The organism is Acinetobacter sp. LMB-5, assembly GCF_001541635.1.
Classification (GTDB): Bacteria; Pseudomonadota; Gammaproteobacteria; order Pseudomonadales; family Moraxellaceae; genus Acinetobacter; species Acinetobacter pittii.
Map to the genome: position 1 here is coordinate 335,660 of NZ_LRDR01000004.1, position 16,809 is coordinate 352,468.

Sequence of the window (16,809 nt, forward strand, 5' to 3'; positions counted from 1 at the left end):
TGGAGCTCAACCGTTTATTAAAATTTAGATGAGTATCCAACCTCAACTTAAGTTGAGGTCAAGAGAATTTAATGTTTTAGTCTTTTCTTTCTGAGTGTAATCATCATGACACCGACAATATTAAGAAGGCAGCCGATCCATTGCCACATATTGAGATGTTCATTTAAAAAAGCAACGGCAAGCAAAATCGTTAAAACTGGTCCGATCGAAGCAATCATTGCAGATTGAGAGGCACCTAATCGTTCAATGCTTTGCATGAGCATAACGGTGGGTAAAACGGTAACTAAAAAGCCTAAGCCAATGCCATACCAAATTACACTAGAGGGGAGTTGTAATAGAAGTTGAATAGGTTGAGGTGTGCTTAGTGCGTAATGAGTTAATGTACCGATACAAGCCACAGTTAAGGCTAACCCTGTGAAATTCCAAGAGCCAAATTTCTTAATGAGAGGTGGCGTCAGCAACAAATAGCCAGCGAAAGCCACGGCACTTGCAAATACGAAACTTGTCCCTAACCAGAAGTTGCCCTGAATTGGTGCGTTGTTGTGCTCCTGAAGCATAACCAGCACGGTTCCACCATAACTAAGAAAAATGGCAAATAAACTTTTTACATCTAATTTTTGTTTGTAGAGTAAGCTTGATACGATGACTGTAAGCGTGGGATATAAAAATAGAATAATTCGTTCTAAAGAGGCACTAATAAACATAAGGCCCATGAAATCGAGCCAACTTGCAAAGTAGTAGCCTAATAGACCGGCAAAAATTAAAATTAGCCAATCCTTCTTTTTTATGCCCTGATTATGATGCCTGTTAAACCAGCAAATTAATAGAAAGAACGGTAAAGCGCTTAACATACGTAAAGCCATCAGGACCGTACCGTCTACTAATGGAGAAAGGGCATAAGTCTGTTTAATAAAGATTGCTTTTGTACTGAATAGAAACGCAGAGCAAAGAGCAAAAAAAGACCCGATTTGAAACGAAGATAAAGAAATTTTCATATACAGGACTGTATAAGAGAGACTATTGTCTGCAAAAAAAGAAAAACCTTCCCATATTACACCTCTAAACAAATATCGTGAATCATCAGTTCAAAATATGGGTATTTATTAAATAAATAGTGGGTGGTATTTTAAAAAAGTTCAATTAGAATCCAAATTCTGTACAAAGAATACACATGGGGGAAACATTGCAGCTTGCAATGTTTTTGACAATGAGAAATTAGCTTGAGGAACGCTCATGCAGATCGGAATCCCAACCGAAACTGTCGTCGGTGAAAATCGTGTAGCTGCTACGCCAGAGACAGTAAAGAAGTTGATTAGCGCTGGTCATAGCATTGTGATTGAACGTGGTGCTGGTGTAAAGGCTGCGTACATTGACAGTGCTTATGAACAGGTCGGTGCAACCATTACGGATGATGCCTATACGGGTAGTCAAATTATTTTGAAAGTTCGCGCACCACAGGGCACGGAAATTCAGAAACTTGCAGCAAATACCGCTGTTGTAGCAATGTTTGATCCTTATCGTAACACCGAGCTAGATCAGTTTGCGAATCAACAAGTGTCTGCTTTTGCTTTAGAACTGCTTCCTCGTACGCTTTCTCGTGCACAAAACATGGATGTGTTGTCTTCTCAAGCAAACTTAGCTGGTTATAAGTCAGTTTTACTTGCTGCTGCTGAATATCAACGCATGTTCCCAATGCTTATGACTGCTGCGGGTACTGTAAAGCCTGCGCGTGTTGTGATCATGGGTGTTGGGGTTGCTGGTCTTCAAGCGATTGCAACTGCAAAACGTTTAGGTGCAATTGTTGAAGCGACTGACTTGCGTCCTACAGCAAAAGATCAAGTTGAGTCTTTGGGTGGTAAGTGGTTAGACGTACCAATGTCTGAAGAAGAGCAACAACGTGCAGCAGATGCCGCTAAAAATGGTTATGGATGGATGCCGGGTGAGCAATACATCAAAGACCAAGCTGCGATTGTAGATAAAGCTGTTTCTAATGCTGATATCGTGATTACTACTGCATTGTTACCAGGTCGTGATGCGCCGCGTCTGATTAAAGCTGAAACTGTTGCCAAGATGAAACCGGGCTCTGTCATTTTAGATATGGCTGTTGAAACTGGTGGTAACGTTGAAGGCTCTAAAGTTGGTGAGACTGTGTTTACAGAAAATGGCGTGAAAATTTTGGGTGTTCCAAATATTCCGGCAACTGTAGCAACAGAAGCTTCTGCATTGTATGCGCGTAACGTTTTTAATTTCGTAGAGACCTTATTCGACAAAGAGAAAAACTTTGCGATTAATCAGGAAGACGAAATCCAAAAAGCCCTATTGGTCACTCATGGCGGTCAAGTACTGCTTAAGCGTGGTTAAGGAGATTTCTCATGGTTGAAACTATTACAATTTTCGTCCTTGCCATCTTCGTAGGTTATTACGTGGTTTGGGGTGTTACGCCAGCTTTGCATACACCACTTATGGCGGTAACCAATGCGTTGTCATCTATTATTGTGGTAGGTGCGATGTTGCAAACTGTAGGTCTGCCAGTTTTAGGTGTAGATGCTAACGTTGCATTTCAAAGTGTGAATGTGGTGAGCGTACTCGGTGCGATTGCAGTATTTTTGGCAAGCATTAATATTTTCGGTGGCTTTGCAGTAACTGCACGCATGCTGGAAATGTTCAAGCCTAAGCAAAAGAAATAAGAGGGCTTTGACATGGAATTTATTCAAGCAAATGCAAACTGGTTGTACCTTGTTGGCGCAATCCTCTTTATCTTGACGCTTCGTGGCTTATCTGGTCCTAAAACAGCAATTCAAGGTAACCGTTACGGTATGATCGCAATGGCGATTGCAGTTGTAACCACCTTCTTTGTTGCGAATAACCCAGTTATTTGGATGATCGTTGGGGCAATGGTGTTAGGTGCAATCGTGGGTATTGCGCGTGCACGTACAGTGCCAATGACGCAAATGCCAGAAACAGTTGCGCTTATGCACTCATTAGTGGGTTTGGCTGCTGTTTTAATTGCGATTGCTGCAATTTTACATAACAACCAACTTACTGAACTATTCGCTCAAAATGAAGCGGCTTTAACAGCAGCTGGCGTGCAACATGCACACATGAGCAAGGTTCACTTATTTGAATTGTTTGTTGGTTGTTTCGTTGGTGCGATTACCTTTACTGCATCTGTGTTTGCGTATGGTAAATTGGCTGCGAAAAAATGGGCTAAAACAATTTCTGGTGCATGGGTTAAACCTGTTCAAGCACTTATCTTTATTGCGATGTTGGCTTGCGGTTTCTACTTCTTCACAACTGGCAACATGACTGCTTTCTGGGCAATGACAGCACTTGCACTTGCATTTGGTTGGGTTTGGATTGCACCAGTGGGTGGTGGTGATATGCCTGTAGTGGTATCGCTTCTTAACTCATTCTCTGGTTGGGCGGCGGCAGGTATTGGTTTTACTCTTGAAAACAACATGTTGATCGTTGCGGGTTCGCTTGTAGGTTCATCTGGTGCGATTCTGTCGTACATCATGTGTAAAGCAATGAACCGTTCGATCATCAATGTATTGTTCGGTGGAGCAATGGGTGGCGCAGCAGTTGCATCCGCAGATAAAGGTGAACAAGTTCAACGTAACTACCGTTCAGGTTCTGCTGATGATGCTGGCTTCTTAATGTCAAATGCGGATAGCGTTGTGATTGTACCGGGTTATGGTATGGCGCAAGGTCGTGCTCAAAATGCGGTAAAAGAGTTGTGTGAACTTTTGAAAGAGCAAGGTGTAACAGTTCGCTTTGCAATCCATCCGGTTGCAGGTCGTATGCCTGGTCATATGAACGTACTACTTGCTGAAGCAGACGTAGCATATGAAGATATTTTGGAAATGGATGAGATCAACTCAGACTTCCCTGCAACTGACGTAGTACTTGTAATTGGTGCAAACGACGTTGTAAACCCAGCTGCAAAAGATGACCCAAGCTCACCAATTTATGGTATGCCGATTCTTGAAGCTCATAAAGCGCGTACAATCATGGTGATTAAGCGTTCTATGGCAACTGGTTATGCTGGTCTAGACAACGACTTGTTCTATAATGAAAAAACAATGATGATCTTTGGTGATGCCAAGAAAGTTGTTGAAGATATGACGAAAGCAATTAACGGTACAGGCCACTAATTTGCTTTGAAATAAAAAAACCACCTTCGGGTGGTTTTTTATTTGGGCTGATTTTTTAAAGAAATTTTTCTACAAGAACCATAGATTGTTGATATAAGTCACGTGCCAGTTGCTGATTTTTAGCATGTGATGATTTCCAGTCTGGCATATGTGCACTGACATATTCGCCATTACGGTGTTGCCATGCTTCAGAAGTTGCCATTTCTGTAATGAGGTTTGCTGGAACTGAAGTTGGTACTAGTCCTAATTTCATCGCCGCATAGACAGGTTTTGGTAGGTCTCGATAAATATCAGAAGCAACACCGCCGGGATGTAATGCATTATTGGTAATTGAACTTCCAGCTAGCTGTTCTGCTAATGCATTACTAAATAATAAATTTGCAAGCTTCGATTGCCCATAATAGAACAGGGGATTGTAAAAACCTTCTGCACGAAACTTGTTGGGTTTAATTGAGCCCACCCAGTGGGCAATAGATGCAAGATGGATAATGCGCGCTTTAGGAGATTGTTGTAAAACTGGGAGTAGTTTTTGAGTTAATAAAAAATGGCCTAAATAATTAACCCCAAATTGTTGCTCAAAGCCTTCACTGGTCAAATGTTTGGTTTTGGCAAATAAACCAGCGTTATTAATGAGTACGTCAAGATTGCTATATTTATCTGCAATTTCATCGGCAGCTTTTCTAATTAATTCAAGACTATTTAAGTCGAGAGAAACGACATCGACTTGTCCTTGGTTAAGTGAGCGTAGTTTGTTTTGTGCCTCTTGCGCTTTTTGAGGATTTCGACATGCCAAAATCACATGTTGCCCTTGTTTAACGAGTTGTTCTGCTGTGGCGAAACCTATGCCTGTATTGGCACCAGTAATTAATATCTTCACTTTCTGTACTCCGGTTATGCTATTTATTGGTGGGGACTTCAAGAATTTGTATAGTGCTGCAAATTTGACAATTTGTCATGTCAAATTTAGATATATGTGATGATTGGTGTTTTGGGGATAGGGTATGGTATTTGAAAGTGATTAAAATAGATGTGGATAAATAAAAAAAGCGGCTCAAAAGAGCCGCTTTTTTTAAAAGCAAAATTTTAAGCAACCGACTCTGGAGCGGTACGCCATAAGCTTTCTAAATCATAGAATTTACGAGCTGTTGGTAGCATTACGTGTACTACAACAAAGCCGAGATCAATTAAGATCCATTCTGCATCTCGTTCACCTTCAACGCCAATCGGGCGGAAACCGGCTTTTCGAGCTTCTTCTGCAACATTGTCAGCAAGTGCTTTGACATGGCGAGTAGAAGTACCACTTGCAATTACAATAGCATCAGCGACATTGCTAATTGAGCTAACATCTAACTGGAGAATATCTTTTGCTTTTACATCAACTAAAGCGTCGTGGACGACTTTGAGACAAGCTTGTACGTCTTTATTTGAGGTGTTCATTGCGAAATCGTGAGAATTAGACACGCTGGGCGATGGTTCTAAATTCATATAGGGTATATTTTCCTGACAATTACTCACTATCTAATATAGTGGTTTTCGCACTAAATTTCAAACAGAAGTCGTAACAGTTTATATATTTACATCATCAGAAAAGTATTTTTTCTTCCATGTAAACGACTGATTTGAACCATTTTCAGGTTTATATTCCGCTGCAATATAGTTCTGATATGAACTTTGCTTTAACCAAGAAAAAATTTGTTCATAAGGAATTTGAGCTGTATCAGGCTCATGGCGGCCTGGACAGTCTGCAAATTGAATATGTCCAATTAAGTTAATATTCTCTTGCAAACCCTCAAGTACATCTTCACCCATCATGGCCATGTGATAGCAGTCATATTGCATTTTGAGGGCAGGGTGATTGACTGCTTCTAGCATTTCTTGGCCCTGCGCAATGTTCTGCACCAAAAAGCGAGGCATATCCGTGCCATTAATCATTTCAAAAACGGGTTCTATATCATGTTCACTGAGTAAGTTGCAGGCAAGTTTTAAATTGGCTGCTAGTGTTTTTAAACAAGGAAGTAAGTCAGCATCTAGTGGTTGCTTACCCGCCAAAATATTAACACGAGGAACGTTTAAAGCTGTGGCATAGCTAATAGCCAATTCTAATGCCTCATGGAAAGCTGTTTCTTGGCCGGGAATGCCTGCTAAACCGTTTCCGCCTTGCATAAGATCACCTGCAGGCACATTAATTAAACAAAGGCTGAGGTTGTAGTGTTCGAGTTGAGTTTGAATATCTGCAATAGACAATTCATAAGGAAATTGAATTTCGACATATTCAAAGCCCTGAGCATGGGCCAGAGCAAAGCGTTCAATTAAAGGAACTTCTGTAAAAATCATGGATAAATTGACTGCAAGACGACCCATACTCAAACTCCGTTTATTTTTGCTCTATTAATTGAATCATAGTAGCTAAATCTTTCTCGGCAAAGCCATTTTTTTGGTGAGTTTGTAGCTGTAATAGAGCTTTTTGTGCAACTGGGATATCTAAATTAACATTGTTAGCCAATGTTACTGCGTTGTTAAGATCCTTTGATAATGTTTGAACTTTCCACTGAACAGGTTCAAAGGTATGAGTTGCCATACGTGGGGTGAGAATTTGAAAAGGTTTTGAATCTGCAAATCCACCCGCTAAAGCTGGAGCGAGCAAAGTGGTATCTACACCTGCTCGATCTGCAAGAGCAACAGCTTCTGCAATAAGAGCACTGTTGGCTGCAACAATGAGTTGATTGCAGATTTTGGTGGCTTGGCCAGTTCCTGTATCTCCCATCCGTGTTACACGTTGAGATAAAACATTATAAACAGGCGTTAATTCTGTAATGGTTTGAGCATCACCACCTGCAAAAATAACAAGCGTGCCTTGTTCTGCTCCAGCTGTTCCACCTGATACAGGTGAATCAATCCAAATAACGTCATGTGTGGCAGCAGTTTGAGCAAGCGTTTTTGTTGCAGCAACAGATAAGCTCGAGAAATCAACAATTACCTGTTTAGCTTTTAAGTTCGGCTGAATTTGTTCAAATACTGCCTCTACGGCTTTGTCATCTGCTAGACAGATTAAAATAACAGGATATTCGCCAATATTTATAAGATCTAGAGGCTGTGCGCCGATATCAATCAGTTCTTCACATGCAGAAGGGGTTCGATTCCAAACCGCAACTTGAAAGCCAGCTTGAATAAGGCGGGTTGCCATGCGGCTCCCCATAAGCCCTATACCTAAAAAAGCAATAGAGGTGTTGCGATCAAAATTCATAATCTAAGCTCTTTATTTATATTGGCGTGGTAAAAAATTAACTTCCGGATGTTTGTCTTTTTTACGAGCAAGTTTGCTATTTTTACCAAGTAATAATTTAAGTTGCCAGATTTTTTCTAGACGCAATGACTTTTCAGGTTGGTGTTCCATTGCATCAAGTACACGTTTTGCAGCAGTGAGAGCATCGGGTGAGCGTTGTAACATTTCAGTGGCAATTTCATTTGCTTTTTCTAGCGGAGAGTCACTTAAATGAGTTACAAGACCAATTTCTTTTGCATAATTCGCATCAAAAACACGAGCCGTTAAGGTAAGTTCTTTTGCAAGATCAACGCCAATTAAGCCTTTCAATGAACGAGTAAGTCCCATATCCGGAACCAAGCCCCAACGGCTTTCCATAATCGACATTTTTGTGTCTGGATGAGAAATTCGAATATCAGCTGCTAAGGCAAGTTGCATTCCGGCACCAAAACAATATCCTTCAAGTGCCGCAATTACAGGTACAGGTAAATTTTGCCAAATAAGAAATGCTTTTTGGAATAAGCTTTGTCCGGGTTTCACTAGCTCCCAAATGGCAAAGGCAGAATTTTTTGGATTATTCAGATCAGATAAATCAATTCCGGCACTAAAAACTTGTGCTTCACCTGTCAAAATCACACAGCGGATATCTCTATCTTTTTTAATGGCTTTTGCTGTTGAAACGAGTTCTTTGAGAAGGGCAAAACTCATGGCGTTACGTTTATCAGGACGGTTTAGATAAACTGTTGCAATGCCATTATTCTTTTCAATACGTAAAAGTGCCATGAAATTCCCGCTTATTTTTTTATCGATAAGCGGAGCATAACATGGCTGTAATTTGGAAACATGACAGCTCAGTCATACCATTTGGTAGATATGCTAGTCAGGAATCACCAAGATTTGATGAGCAGCACTTTCTACTTCTTTCACTACAAGTCCTAACTCATCAAAGCGTCTCATAACTTCTTCAATAAAGCTTTCATCTGCTATACGGCGTTCTTTGCGTAGTGTTGAAATAAATTGCTCAAAATCACCTGTCACTTGTTGCAGTTTTGGAGTACCTACATAGCGGGTAGCACCATAAAGACGATGTAAAACATGCTCAAGTTGAGGGAAGTCTTCAAGCTCGATGAGCTGCTGCATTTCGTCTAGCTCAGTTGGGAAACTATCAACTAACATTTTAAGTAAATCTTGAGCAAGATCTTCTTTGTTTGCTGCAAGCTGCAAGCTTTGTTGCCAGTTTAGAATTTCTGGGTCTAATGCTTCTGCAACGACATGATGGTCTTTATCTGGAGCTTTTGCTGTAAAGTTGTTTTTAGTCCATTGCGTTAAAATCTGAATAATTTGTTCCATTTGAATTGGCTTAGTGACGTAGTCATTCATGCCGACTTTGAGAAGTTTTTGTTTTTCATCGGCAAGGGCATGGGCTGTTAATGCAATAATTGGAAGTTGCATTTCACCATCTAAAGTCGACTCTAATGAACGAATAGCACGCGTGGTATCAATACCTGACATAACAGGCATTTGAATATCCATAAACACTAAATCAAATGGTTTGAGTTTCTGATCGATTCGCTCTTGAATCAGATTAAGCGCTTCTTGACCACTGATTGCTTTAGTTGTTCTAACGTTAAGTTCACCCAGTAGAGCTTCTAAAACAATTAAGTTAGGTAAATGGTCATCCACTGCCAGAATGTGTAAACCCTGACCATTAAAGTCTTGTTGTTCCTCTTCAAAAATAGGCTGATCATTTAATAATTGAATGAGTCCGCTTCGGCTGAGTGGTTGATAGAGAGGACGAGCACGATATTCAGTGAGCATGTTTGGCTCAAGCGTCATTTGATAGCCATAAACTGCCAAATTACCTTGATAACGACTACGAATTTCTTTTAATAACGCTTCAGTATCACCACTATGGTCAACAATGAGCCATGTATTATCTTTCTGATCAAGATGCTTTAAGCGGCTAAACAAGTCCAGAATCGATTGCGTCTCGATGTGAGGAACATGATAGTTCTCAAGGTAATAACGTAAAACACTTGCTGTAGCGGGGTGGGCAAGATAAGACACCACTTGTAAATGTTCAAAGTGCGGGTGTTCAATCTCGTAATCTTCATCTACTACAAATTGTGCGGTAAACCAGAAGGTTGAACCTTTTTCTGTTGGAGCACGTTCCTGATTGTCCTCAAAGCCAATTTGGCCATGCATGAGATGAACGAGCTGTTTAGAGATCGCAAGACCTAAACCTGTACCGCCAAATTGACGTGTAACGGATGCATCACCTTGCGAGAATGATTCAAATAATTTTTTACGATCTGTACCGCTTAAACCAATACCACTGTCTTGAACACTAAAATGAAGTAGGCATTGTCCGATATCATCATGTTCCATACGAACACGAACAATAATTTCGCCATCTGGAGTGAACTTAATCGCATTCGAAATCAAGTTAGTCAGAATTTGTTTGAAGCGTAAAGCATCACCAATCACTTGTTGTGGAATATTGTCGGCATAGTAAAAAGCCATAGCGATATGCTTTTGGGCAGCCAGTGGAGACAGCATATCCATGACGTCAAAGACGGCTTCTTCTAAATCAAACGGCGCTGTTTCGAGCTCTAATTTACCAGCATCAATTTTTGAGAAATCTAATACATCATTAATTAATGCCAATAAATGGGCTGATGACTTGCGAATAGTTTGCAGGTAAAGATTTTGTTCGTTATTTAGGTTTTGTTGACGAAGTAATAAATGAATAAAGCCATCAATACTGTTTAAAGGCGTTCGAAGCTCATGACTAATATTGGCAAGAAAAACCGATTTGGCTTGGTTTGAAGAAATCGCTTGGTCACGTGCTTGACGATAGGTAATGTTTTGAACTTCTAAGGTATCTAGCGTTCTGCGTAAGTCTTCTTCGGTTTGTTCGGTGTGTTCTTTTAACTCTAAAAAGCTAAAGTGCAATCGTTTAACAACGTTTGCAATATCACGCTGTAATAAGCGCAATTCACCCGTACTGTTAATGACCATATGCTGGTCCAACGTGTCTGCATTTAAACGTTGCAACTGCATGCGAATTTCGTACATCGGTGCAATCCACCGACGCGAATAAAAATTCAAGCAAAGTAAAAGTAACAGTAAGGTCATTAAGCCAGTAATGACGAGGGCAATCAAAATACGGTAACGTGCCAATTCTAGTGGCTGATTATCCATTTCAATCACAAGCCAGACAGGTGCTTTTCCGGGTGTGTCGCTAATCCGCTGTCCATAAATATTGTTGTGGTTATAAGAGATTGGACCAAAAAAATTATTTTTTTCAGTAAAGTTTGGCCAATAACGATTGTCTCGATAACCGATACTTAAATAAGTCTGACCATTGCTATCAATTAACGCAGCACGTTTTAGATTTTTTTCATTAAACATGCTTTGCATGATGTGCTGAGCATGGTCATATTCATCGGGCTGTAGTTCAACTAGGTGGTATAAATCTAGTGCGATTTGATTATAGCGGGCTAAAATTGCTGAGGCATGATGTAGCTGTTGTTGTTTTACTGAATGCGAGGTTTCAGTTAAAACCAGAAAAGCACCAACACACGTTAAAATCATAATGGGCACAAAAATAAGAGCAATCAATTGCCCATATGCGTGATTCAGACGTAAGCGTTTCGATAAGGTTTTATTGAAATTAGACATGGCTACATCAGATTTATCTCTCTGTACGGCATCTTATCACGCTTTATTTTAAAACAGACGGCATTTTATAAATGACCGAGCTTTAATCGCTTTCATGAAAAAGCATATTGAAATGGGTGCAGTACCGAGCATTTTTTCATACAATAGGCCCACCTCGATATAGGTGTTGATCATGAGTAATACACAACCTGATTTTTTAGCTGACGAATTTTTGTTAGATCACTATGTAGGTAAGACACCTCTAGTTCGTTTGCAGCGATTAGCTTCTCATACGCAAGCGATAGTTTTAGCAAAATTGGAAGGTAATAATCCGGCAGGTTCTGTAAAAGACCGTCCTGCATATAACATGATTATGCAGGCAGAAAAACGTGGTCAAATTAAACCGGGTGATACATTAATTGAAGCAACTAGCGGTAATACAGGTATTGCGTTGGCTATGGTTGCGGCAATGCGCGGCTATAAAATGAAACTTATTATGCCGAACAATATGAGCCAGGAGCGTAAAGACGCAATGTTGGCTTATGGCGCAGAGCTGATTGAAGTAACACCACAGCAAGGTATGGAAGGTGCACGAGATTTAGCCTTGCAAATGGAAAAAGAAGGTAAAGGTCACGTTTTAAATCAGTTTGGTAATCCTGATAATGTTGAAGCACATTATTTAACAACTGGCCCTGAAATCTGGAAGCAAACAGGTGGGAAGATTACCCATTTTGTAAGCTCAATGGGTACAACCGGTACTATTATGGGCGTTTCTAAATATTTAAAACAACAAAACCCAGATATTCAAATTGTTGGTTTACAGCCAGCAGACGGATCAAGTATTGCTGGTATTCGCCGTTGGCCAAAAGAATATTTGCCTACTATTTTTGATAGTAGCCGTGTGGATCGTATTATTGATATTCCACAAATTGAAGCTGAAAAAACTATGCGTAAATTAGCACGTATGGAAGGTGTTAGTGCTGGTACATCTTCAGGCGGTGCAGTTTGGGCATCAATCAAAATTGCAGAAGAAAATCCAGATGCTGTTATTGTTTGCATTATCTGTGACCGTGGCGATCGCTACTTGTCTACAGGTCTGTTTTCAGTACAGGACGATAACTCATAATTGAGAGAAATAATGCGTTTCCCTACCTTAGTTTTTGATATTGAAACTTTAACTGATTTAAAAGCGGGTGCGCATTTATATCATCTTGATTTACCTGAGGCCGATGTAGAGCAAGCATTGACGAAAATCCGTCGCCAAGAATCTGGTATGGATTTTCAGCGTTTGCCTTTACATGAAATTGTTTGTATTTCTGGCTTATGGATCGATGAGTCTGGTTTTCGATTATTTTCTTTTAGTCGAGAACAATATTCTGAAGCAGAAATTTTGCAGAAATTTCTATCTATTTTTGATAAGCGCCATCCGACTCTAGTAAGTTGGAATGGTTCACAATTTGATTTACCAGTTATCCTATTTCGCGCTATGTATCATGGGCTCTCTGCACCCGGTCTGTTTGATCAAGGTGAGATTGATAGCCAGAAGCGTTTTAATAATTACCAAAACCGTTATCACCATCGCCATATAGATTTAATGGACGTGATGGCAATGTTTAATGGTCGTAATTTTCAAAAGCTTGATGATATTGCCTGTATTTTAGGTTTACCGGGTAAGCGTGGTGAGTCGGGTTATCATGTGCCTGAATATGTTCGTAATCAACAGTGGTTAAAATTGACGAGCTATTGTGAAGGGGATGTGCTCAATACATGGTTTATTTATTTGCGTTGGTTAGTACTAAAAGGCCAATTAAATGCAGATGAGCATAACCATTGGATCAGTTCGAGTATTGAATATTTACAGACTATGCCACAGCAAGCCGATTTCCTTGAAGTATGGGAGCGTACTTCGAAACATACCGAATTTACTTCTCACTATTTTAATTCTTCAGATTTTTAGGTTCATTCTTTGAAACAACAAGCCAAATCTCGCAACCTTCAACAGCCTGAATATATTTTTCAGGTTGAAACACTTTCTCATGAGGGGCGTGGAATTGCGCATTATGGTTCTCATCCTGAGCACCCTGCAGATAAGCATGGCAAAAAAGTTTTTATTCGTTATGCATTGCCAGGAGAAACTGTAAAAGCTCGGATTACCCATCAAGCGAAGCGTCTTGAAGAAGCTGAAATGTTACAGTTGTTAGGAGAACCTTCAGCACATCGTATAGAGGCAATTTGTCCTCATTATGGTATCTGTGGTGGATGTAGCATGCAGCATATTCATCCTGATGAACAAATCCGTTTAAAACAAAATGTACTCCAGTCACATTTACAGCATTTTGCAGGTATTCAACCTGAACAGTGGCTAGAACCGATTCGATCTTTACAAAGTGATTATCGTCGTCGTGCTCGAATAGGCGTGCGCTATTTGCCAAAACCAGATCGCTTAATCATGGGTTTTCGCGAACATCATAGTAATCGTTTAACTTCGATCCATAGCTGTAGTGTTTTGGATAAAAACTTATCAAATAGTCTGCCTGAGTTACGCACTTTACTCCAAAGTCTAAAAGGCAAAGCGCACATTGGTCATGTAGAATTAGCAAAAGGTGATAATGAAATTTCTTTATTGGTTCGTCATGTAGAAAAATTAAACAATTCTGATGTCAACCAATTAAAGCAATTTGCGTTACACAAAGGGTGGCAGTTGTATTTGCAACCTAAAGGTCCTGAAAGCATTCGTCGTATTGATGATGAACAAGGTGCTTTACGTTTACATTATGCCTTAGAAAGGTTTAATGTAAATTTTGCTTTTTCGCCATTGGATTTTACTCAGGTCAATGCCACAGTAAATGAACAGATGGTTCAATTGGCATGTGAATTGCTTCAATTGCAACCAGGTGAAAAGGTACTTGATCTATTTTGCGGTTTGGGCAATTTCTCACTCCCGTTAGCACGATGTGTTGGTGAGAGTGGTCAGGTTGTCGGTGTTGAAGGGAGTGAAGAAATGGTGCAGCGAGCAACAGCTAATGCGGAATGCAATAGTTTGGTGCAAGCAACCTTCTTTTCACAAGATTTAACAAAAGATTTTTCGCATCATTCTTGGGCAAATCAAGGATTTGATGCATTATTGATTGATCCTCCTCGTGCTGGTGCATATGAAATTATGCAGTATGTATCAAATTTTGGAGCAAAAAGAATCGTTTATGTATCATGTAATCCAGCTACACTGGCAAGGGATGCGGGTGTTTTGGTCCAATATGGTTACCAGTTAAAAAAAGCAGCAGTGATGGACATGTTTACGCATACCGAACATGTTGAATCCATTGCACTATTTGAAAAAATTCAAGAGATAAACGATTAAAAACATGAGTTACATATTGAGGAGAATGGTATGGTCACAGTACGTGAACAGTTACCTGAACAACTAACCGAGTTGTCAGAGGAAACGACTGTAGAGCATGCCGCCGAAACGCAAATCGGTTTAGCCTCATGGTTGGATCGGGTGCGTGAAATATTAGATGGGGCGGAGCTTGAACAACTTGAAAAAGTCGCTCATTTAACCCTGCAAAAAGAGTTAGATTCAACGGTTAATCATCGTTCCAATACTTTTGCTACAGGCGTTGGAATGGCCGACATTCTGGCACATCTCCATGTAGATGAAGATACTTTATCAGCAGCAATGCTTTATCGTAGTGTACGTGAAGGCATTACCGATATAGAAGAAGTAAAACAGAAATTCGGGGAGCAAGTTTACAACCTTGTCAAAGGTACTTTGGCAATGGGTAAACTCTCAGAACTTATTGAGAAAAATAAACGGTTAGAAGATCACTTTAATAATAATCAACGAGAACATCTAAGCGGCATTTATAAAATGCTGATTTCGGTGACAGAAGATGTTCGTGTTGTTTTAATTAAACTTGCTGAACGTACTTATTCTTTGCGAGAGCTTGCAAATTCCTCTCGTGAACGCCAAGAACGTGTAGCGCGTGAAATTCTTACTATTTATTCGCCGTTGGCACATCGACTTGGTATTGCTCAGCTTAAATGGGAGCTCGAAGATCTAGCATTTCGCTATTTGGCTCCAGATCGCTATAAAGAGATTGCTTCATTACTCAACGAAAAGCGTTTAGAGCGTGAGCATTATATTCAGTTCGTCATTGACCGTTTGAAAAATGAGTTAGCGTCTTACGGTATTGAAGCTGAAATTACAGGTCGTGCAAAACACATTTATTCGATTTATCGAAAAATGAAGAGCAAAAACCTGAGCTTCGACCAACTTTATGACATTCGTGCTTTGCGTGTGTTGGTCAATAGTGTGCCAGAATGCTATCACTCTTTAGGTATCGTACATCAAATCTGGCGTCATATTCCGCATCAGTTTGATGACTATATTACAAACCCGAAAGCCAATGGTTATCGTTCTTTGCATACGGCTGTAATTGCTGAAAACAAATCTCTTGAAGTGCAAATTCGTACTCACGAGATGCATGATGAAGCAGAGTTAGGCGTATGTTCACACTTTAACTATAAAGAAGGTTCAAAGAATACCGACCATTCTTTTAACCATCGTTTGCATTCATTACGTGCCGTTTTAGAACATTATCAAGAGCGTAATGAAACGACGGTACATCAAAACGAAGATGAAACAGAAGGCTTTGAACAGTTACAAGACTTTGAAGGCTTTGAGAAGATTTATGTTTTCAGTCGTGATGGTGATATTAAGGAATTGCCGCGTGGCTCAACAGTTTTAGATTTTGCCTATCATGTGCATACAGAAGTAGGGAATAAGTGTTATGCAGCGCGGGTCAACCAGCGTTATGTGCCACTTACCTATACTTTAAAAACGGGTGAGCAGGTTGAAATTTTAACTAAAAAAGATCGTGAACCAAACCGTGACTGGTTGGTGAACTCTCTGGGTTATATCAAAACCTCTCGTGCACGTGACAAGTTGCGTCATTGGTTTAGACAACAAGACCGGAGTAAGAATCTTGAAGTAGGCCGAGAACTGCTTAATAAAGAGTTGGCTCGTCTTGCGATTCACCCAAAAAGTATCGACCTAAACGATTATTCATCACATTTTAATGTGAAGACCGGCGACGACATTTTGGTGAATTTGGTCAGTGGCGATATTAGCTTACATGCCCTGATTAATCAGGTGAACCGCCAAATGCATCTAGATCAGGATGAGCCTGAACTAGTACTTAAACCAACGTTAAATCCGCGTGCTAGCCATACGCTATCAGCACATGGCATTTTAATTGATGGTTTAGATAATGTAGAGCTGCACATCGCTCAGTGCTGTCAGCCGGTACATGGTGAATCAATCGCTGGATATATTACTTTGAACCGTGGTGTCAGCATCCATAAAGTCATTTGTTCTGACTATCAGCGGATGATTAAGCAAGAGCCAGAGCGTGCTGTTGAAGCTGATTGGGAAATGCAGCCAACACGGGGTCAAAGCGTTCAGATTGTGGTGGAAGCTTATGATCGTCGTGGTCTTCTTAAAGACTTAACTCAAGTGATTTTCTCTGACCAAATCAATATTCGTCAGGTTAATACAATTTCTGAGGCAGATGGTATTGCTAATATGAAGTTGCTCATTGAGGTTAAAGGTTTAGCGCAGCTTTCTCGTTTATTGGCTCGCCTAGAGCAGCAACCTGGAATCATTAGTGCGCGACGCATGATTCAAGGCGTTTAATAAATTAAGTAAAAAGGCTGTCAAATGACAGCCTT

Annotated in this window: 14 protein-coding genes; 7 read left to right on the top strand and 7 right to left on the bottom strand. The window is 40.2% G+C overall.

Features of this window, described 5'->3' with window-relative positions; all coding sequences use genetic code 11:
* Nucleotides 1–68: 68 nt before the first annotated feature.
* Complete coding sequence (locus AW165_RS06830) at nt 69–995, bottom strand: DMT family transporter (protein ID WP_060465323.1); 927 nt, start codon at nt 993–995, stop codon at nt 69–71.
* A 238-nt stretch (nt 996–1,233) separates the two neighbouring features.
* On the opposite strand from AW165_RS06830, the gene AW165_RS06835 reads away from it, so the two are divergent.
* From AW165_RS06835 to AW165_RS06845, 3 genes are read left to right on the top strand one after another with little or no spacing between them, the layout of a single operon-like run.
* Nucleotides 1,234–2,361 (top strand): Re/Si-specific NAD(P)(+) transhydrogenase subunit alpha, encoded by a 1,128-nt coding sequence (locus AW165_RS06835; RefSeq protein WP_060465324.1) that lies wholly within the window; start codon nt 1,234–1,236, stop codon nt 2,359–2,361.
* Between the two features lie 11 nt (nt 2,362–2,372).
* Nucleotides 2,373–2,687, top strand: coding sequence for a proton-translocating transhydrogenase family protein (locus AW165_RS06840; RefSeq protein WP_000230434.1), 315 nt, complete (start codon nt 2,373–2,375; stop codon nt 2,685–2,687).
* A gap of 12 nt (nt 2,688–2,699) precedes the next feature.
* Nucleotides 2,700–4,154 carry an NAD(P)(+) transhydrogenase (Re/Si-specific) subunit beta gene (locus AW165_RS06845; protein ID WP_057075682.1) on the top strand — a complete coding sequence of 485 codons (1,455 nt, stop codon included), beginning with the start codon at nt 2,700–2,702 and terminating at the stop codon, nt 4,152–4,154.
* Between the two features lie 55 nt (nt 4,155–4,209).
* Here AW165_RS06845 and AW165_RS06850 read toward each other — a convergent pair whose 3' ends face one another.
* From AW165_RS06850 to AW165_RS06875, 6 genes are all read right to left on the bottom strand, one after another.
* Nucleotides 4,210–5,031, bottom strand: coding sequence for an SDR family NAD(P)-dependent oxidoreductase (locus AW165_RS06850; protein ID WP_060465325.1), 822 nt, complete (start codon nt 5,029–5,031; stop codon nt 4,210–4,212).
* A gap of 206 nt (nt 5,032–5,237) precedes the next feature.
* Nucleotides 5,238–5,639: a ribosome silencing factor gene (rsfS, locus tag AW165_RS06855; RefSeq protein WP_001047580.1), complete on the bottom strand. Its 402-nt coding sequence runs from the start codon at nt 5,637–5,639 to the stop codon at nt 5,238–5,240.
* An 81-nt stretch (nt 5,640–5,720) separates the two neighbouring features.
* Entirely contained in the window at nt 5,721–6,515 is a 795-nt protein-coding gene (locus tag AW165_RS06860) for a hydroxypyruvate isomerase family protein (RefSeq protein ID WP_017402740.1), read from the bottom strand.
* A gap of 13 nt (nt 6,516–6,528) precedes the next feature.
* Entirely contained in the window at nt 6,529–7,398 is an 870-nt protein-coding gene (locus tag AW165_RS06865; RefSeq protein WP_060465326.1) for an NAD(P)-dependent oxidoreductase, read from the bottom strand.
* 12 nt (nt 7,399–7,410) lie between these two features.
* Nucleotides 7,411–8,199: a crotonase/enoyl-CoA hydratase family protein gene (locus AW165_RS06870; RefSeq protein ID WP_060465327.1), complete on the bottom strand. Its 789-nt coding sequence runs from the start codon at nt 8,197–8,199 to the stop codon at nt 7,411–7,413.
* A gap of 93 nt (nt 8,200–8,292) precedes the next feature.
* Nucleotides 8,293–11,100, bottom strand: coding sequence for an ATP-binding protein (locus AW165_RS06875; protein WP_060465328.1), 2,808 nt, complete (start codon nt 11,098–11,100; stop codon nt 8,293–8,295).
* Nucleotides 11,101–11,272: 172 nt separating this feature from the next.
* On the opposite strand from AW165_RS06875, the gene cysM reads away from it, so the two are divergent.
* Genes cysM through AW165_RS06895 form a run of 4 tightly spaced genes read left to right on the top strand, consistent with a single transcriptional unit; the run spans nt 11,273 to nt 16,774 of the window.
* Nucleotides 11,273–12,205, top strand: coding sequence for a cysteine synthase CysM (cysM, locus tag AW165_RS06880; RefSeq protein WP_019767976.1), 933 nt, complete (start codon nt 11,273–11,275; stop codon nt 12,203–12,205).
* Nucleotides 12,206–12,217: 12 nt separating this feature from the next.
* Nucleotides 12,218–13,036: a 3'-5' exonuclease gene (locus AW165_RS06885; RefSeq protein ID WP_005066255.1), complete on the top strand. Its 819-nt coding sequence runs from the start codon at nt 12,218–12,220 to the stop codon at nt 13,034–13,036.
* Between the two features lie 9 nt (nt 13,037–13,045).
* Complete coding sequence (gene rlmD, locus AW165_RS06890) at nt 13,046–14,437, top strand: 23S rRNA (uracil(1939)-C(5))-methyltransferase RlmD (RefSeq protein WP_060465329.1); 1,392 nt, start codon at nt 13,046–13,048, stop codon at nt 14,435–14,437.
* 30 nt (nt 14,438–14,467) lie between these two features.
* Nucleotides 14,468–16,774 carry a RelA/SpoT family protein gene (locus AW165_RS06895; RefSeq protein ID WP_002117181.1) on the top strand — a complete coding sequence of 769 codons (2,307 nt, stop codon included), beginning with the start codon at nt 14,468–14,470 and terminating at the stop codon, nt 16,772–16,774.
* Nucleotides 16,775–16,809 lie beyond the last annotated feature (35 nt).

Coding starts and splice junctions, on each gene's coding strand:
- cysM (WP_019767976.1), top strand. CDS start 11,273: ATGAGTAATACACAACCTGATTTTTTAGCTGACGAATTTTTGTTAGAT.
- AW165_RS06870 (WP_060465327.1), bottom strand. CDS start 8,199: ATGGCACTTTTACGTATTGAAAAGAATAATGGCATTGCAACAGTTTAT.
- AW165_RS06895 (WP_002117181.1), top strand. CDS start 14,468: ATGGTCACAGTACGTGAACAGTTACCTGAACAACTAACCGAGTTGTCA.
- AW165_RS06830 (WP_060465323.1), bottom strand. CDS start 995: ATGAAAATTTCTTTATCTTCGTTTCAAATCGGGTCTTTTTTTGCTCTT.
- AW165_RS06875 (WP_060465328.1), bottom strand. CDS start 11,100: ATGTCTAATTTCAATAAAACCTTATCGAAACGCTTACGTCTGAATCAC.
- AW165_RS06840 (WP_000230434.1), top strand. CDS start 2,373: ATGGTTGAAACTATTACAATTTTCGTCCTTGCCATCTTCGTAGGTTAT.
- rsfS (WP_001047580.1), bottom strand. CDS start 5,639: ATGAATTTAGAACCATCGCCCAGCGTGTCTAATTCTCACGATTTCGCA.
- AW165_RS06865 (WP_060465326.1), bottom strand. CDS start 7,398: ATGAATTTTGATCGCAACACCTCTATTGCTTTTTTAGGTATAGGGCTT.
- AW165_RS06845 (WP_057075682.1), top strand. CDS start 2,700: ATGGAATTTATTCAAGCAAATGCAAACTGGTTGTACCTTGTTGGCGCA.
- AW165_RS06860 (WP_017402740.1), bottom strand. CDS start 6,515: ATGGGTCGTCTTGCAGTCAATTTATCCATGATTTTTACAGAAGTTCCT.
- AW165_RS06885 (WP_005066255.1), top strand. CDS start 12,218: ATGCGTTTCCCTACCTTAGTTTTTGATATTGAAACTTTAACTGATTTA.
- AW165_RS06835 (WP_060465324.1), top strand. CDS start 1,234: ATGCAGATCGGAATCCCAACCGAAACTGTCGTCGGTGAAAATCGTGTA.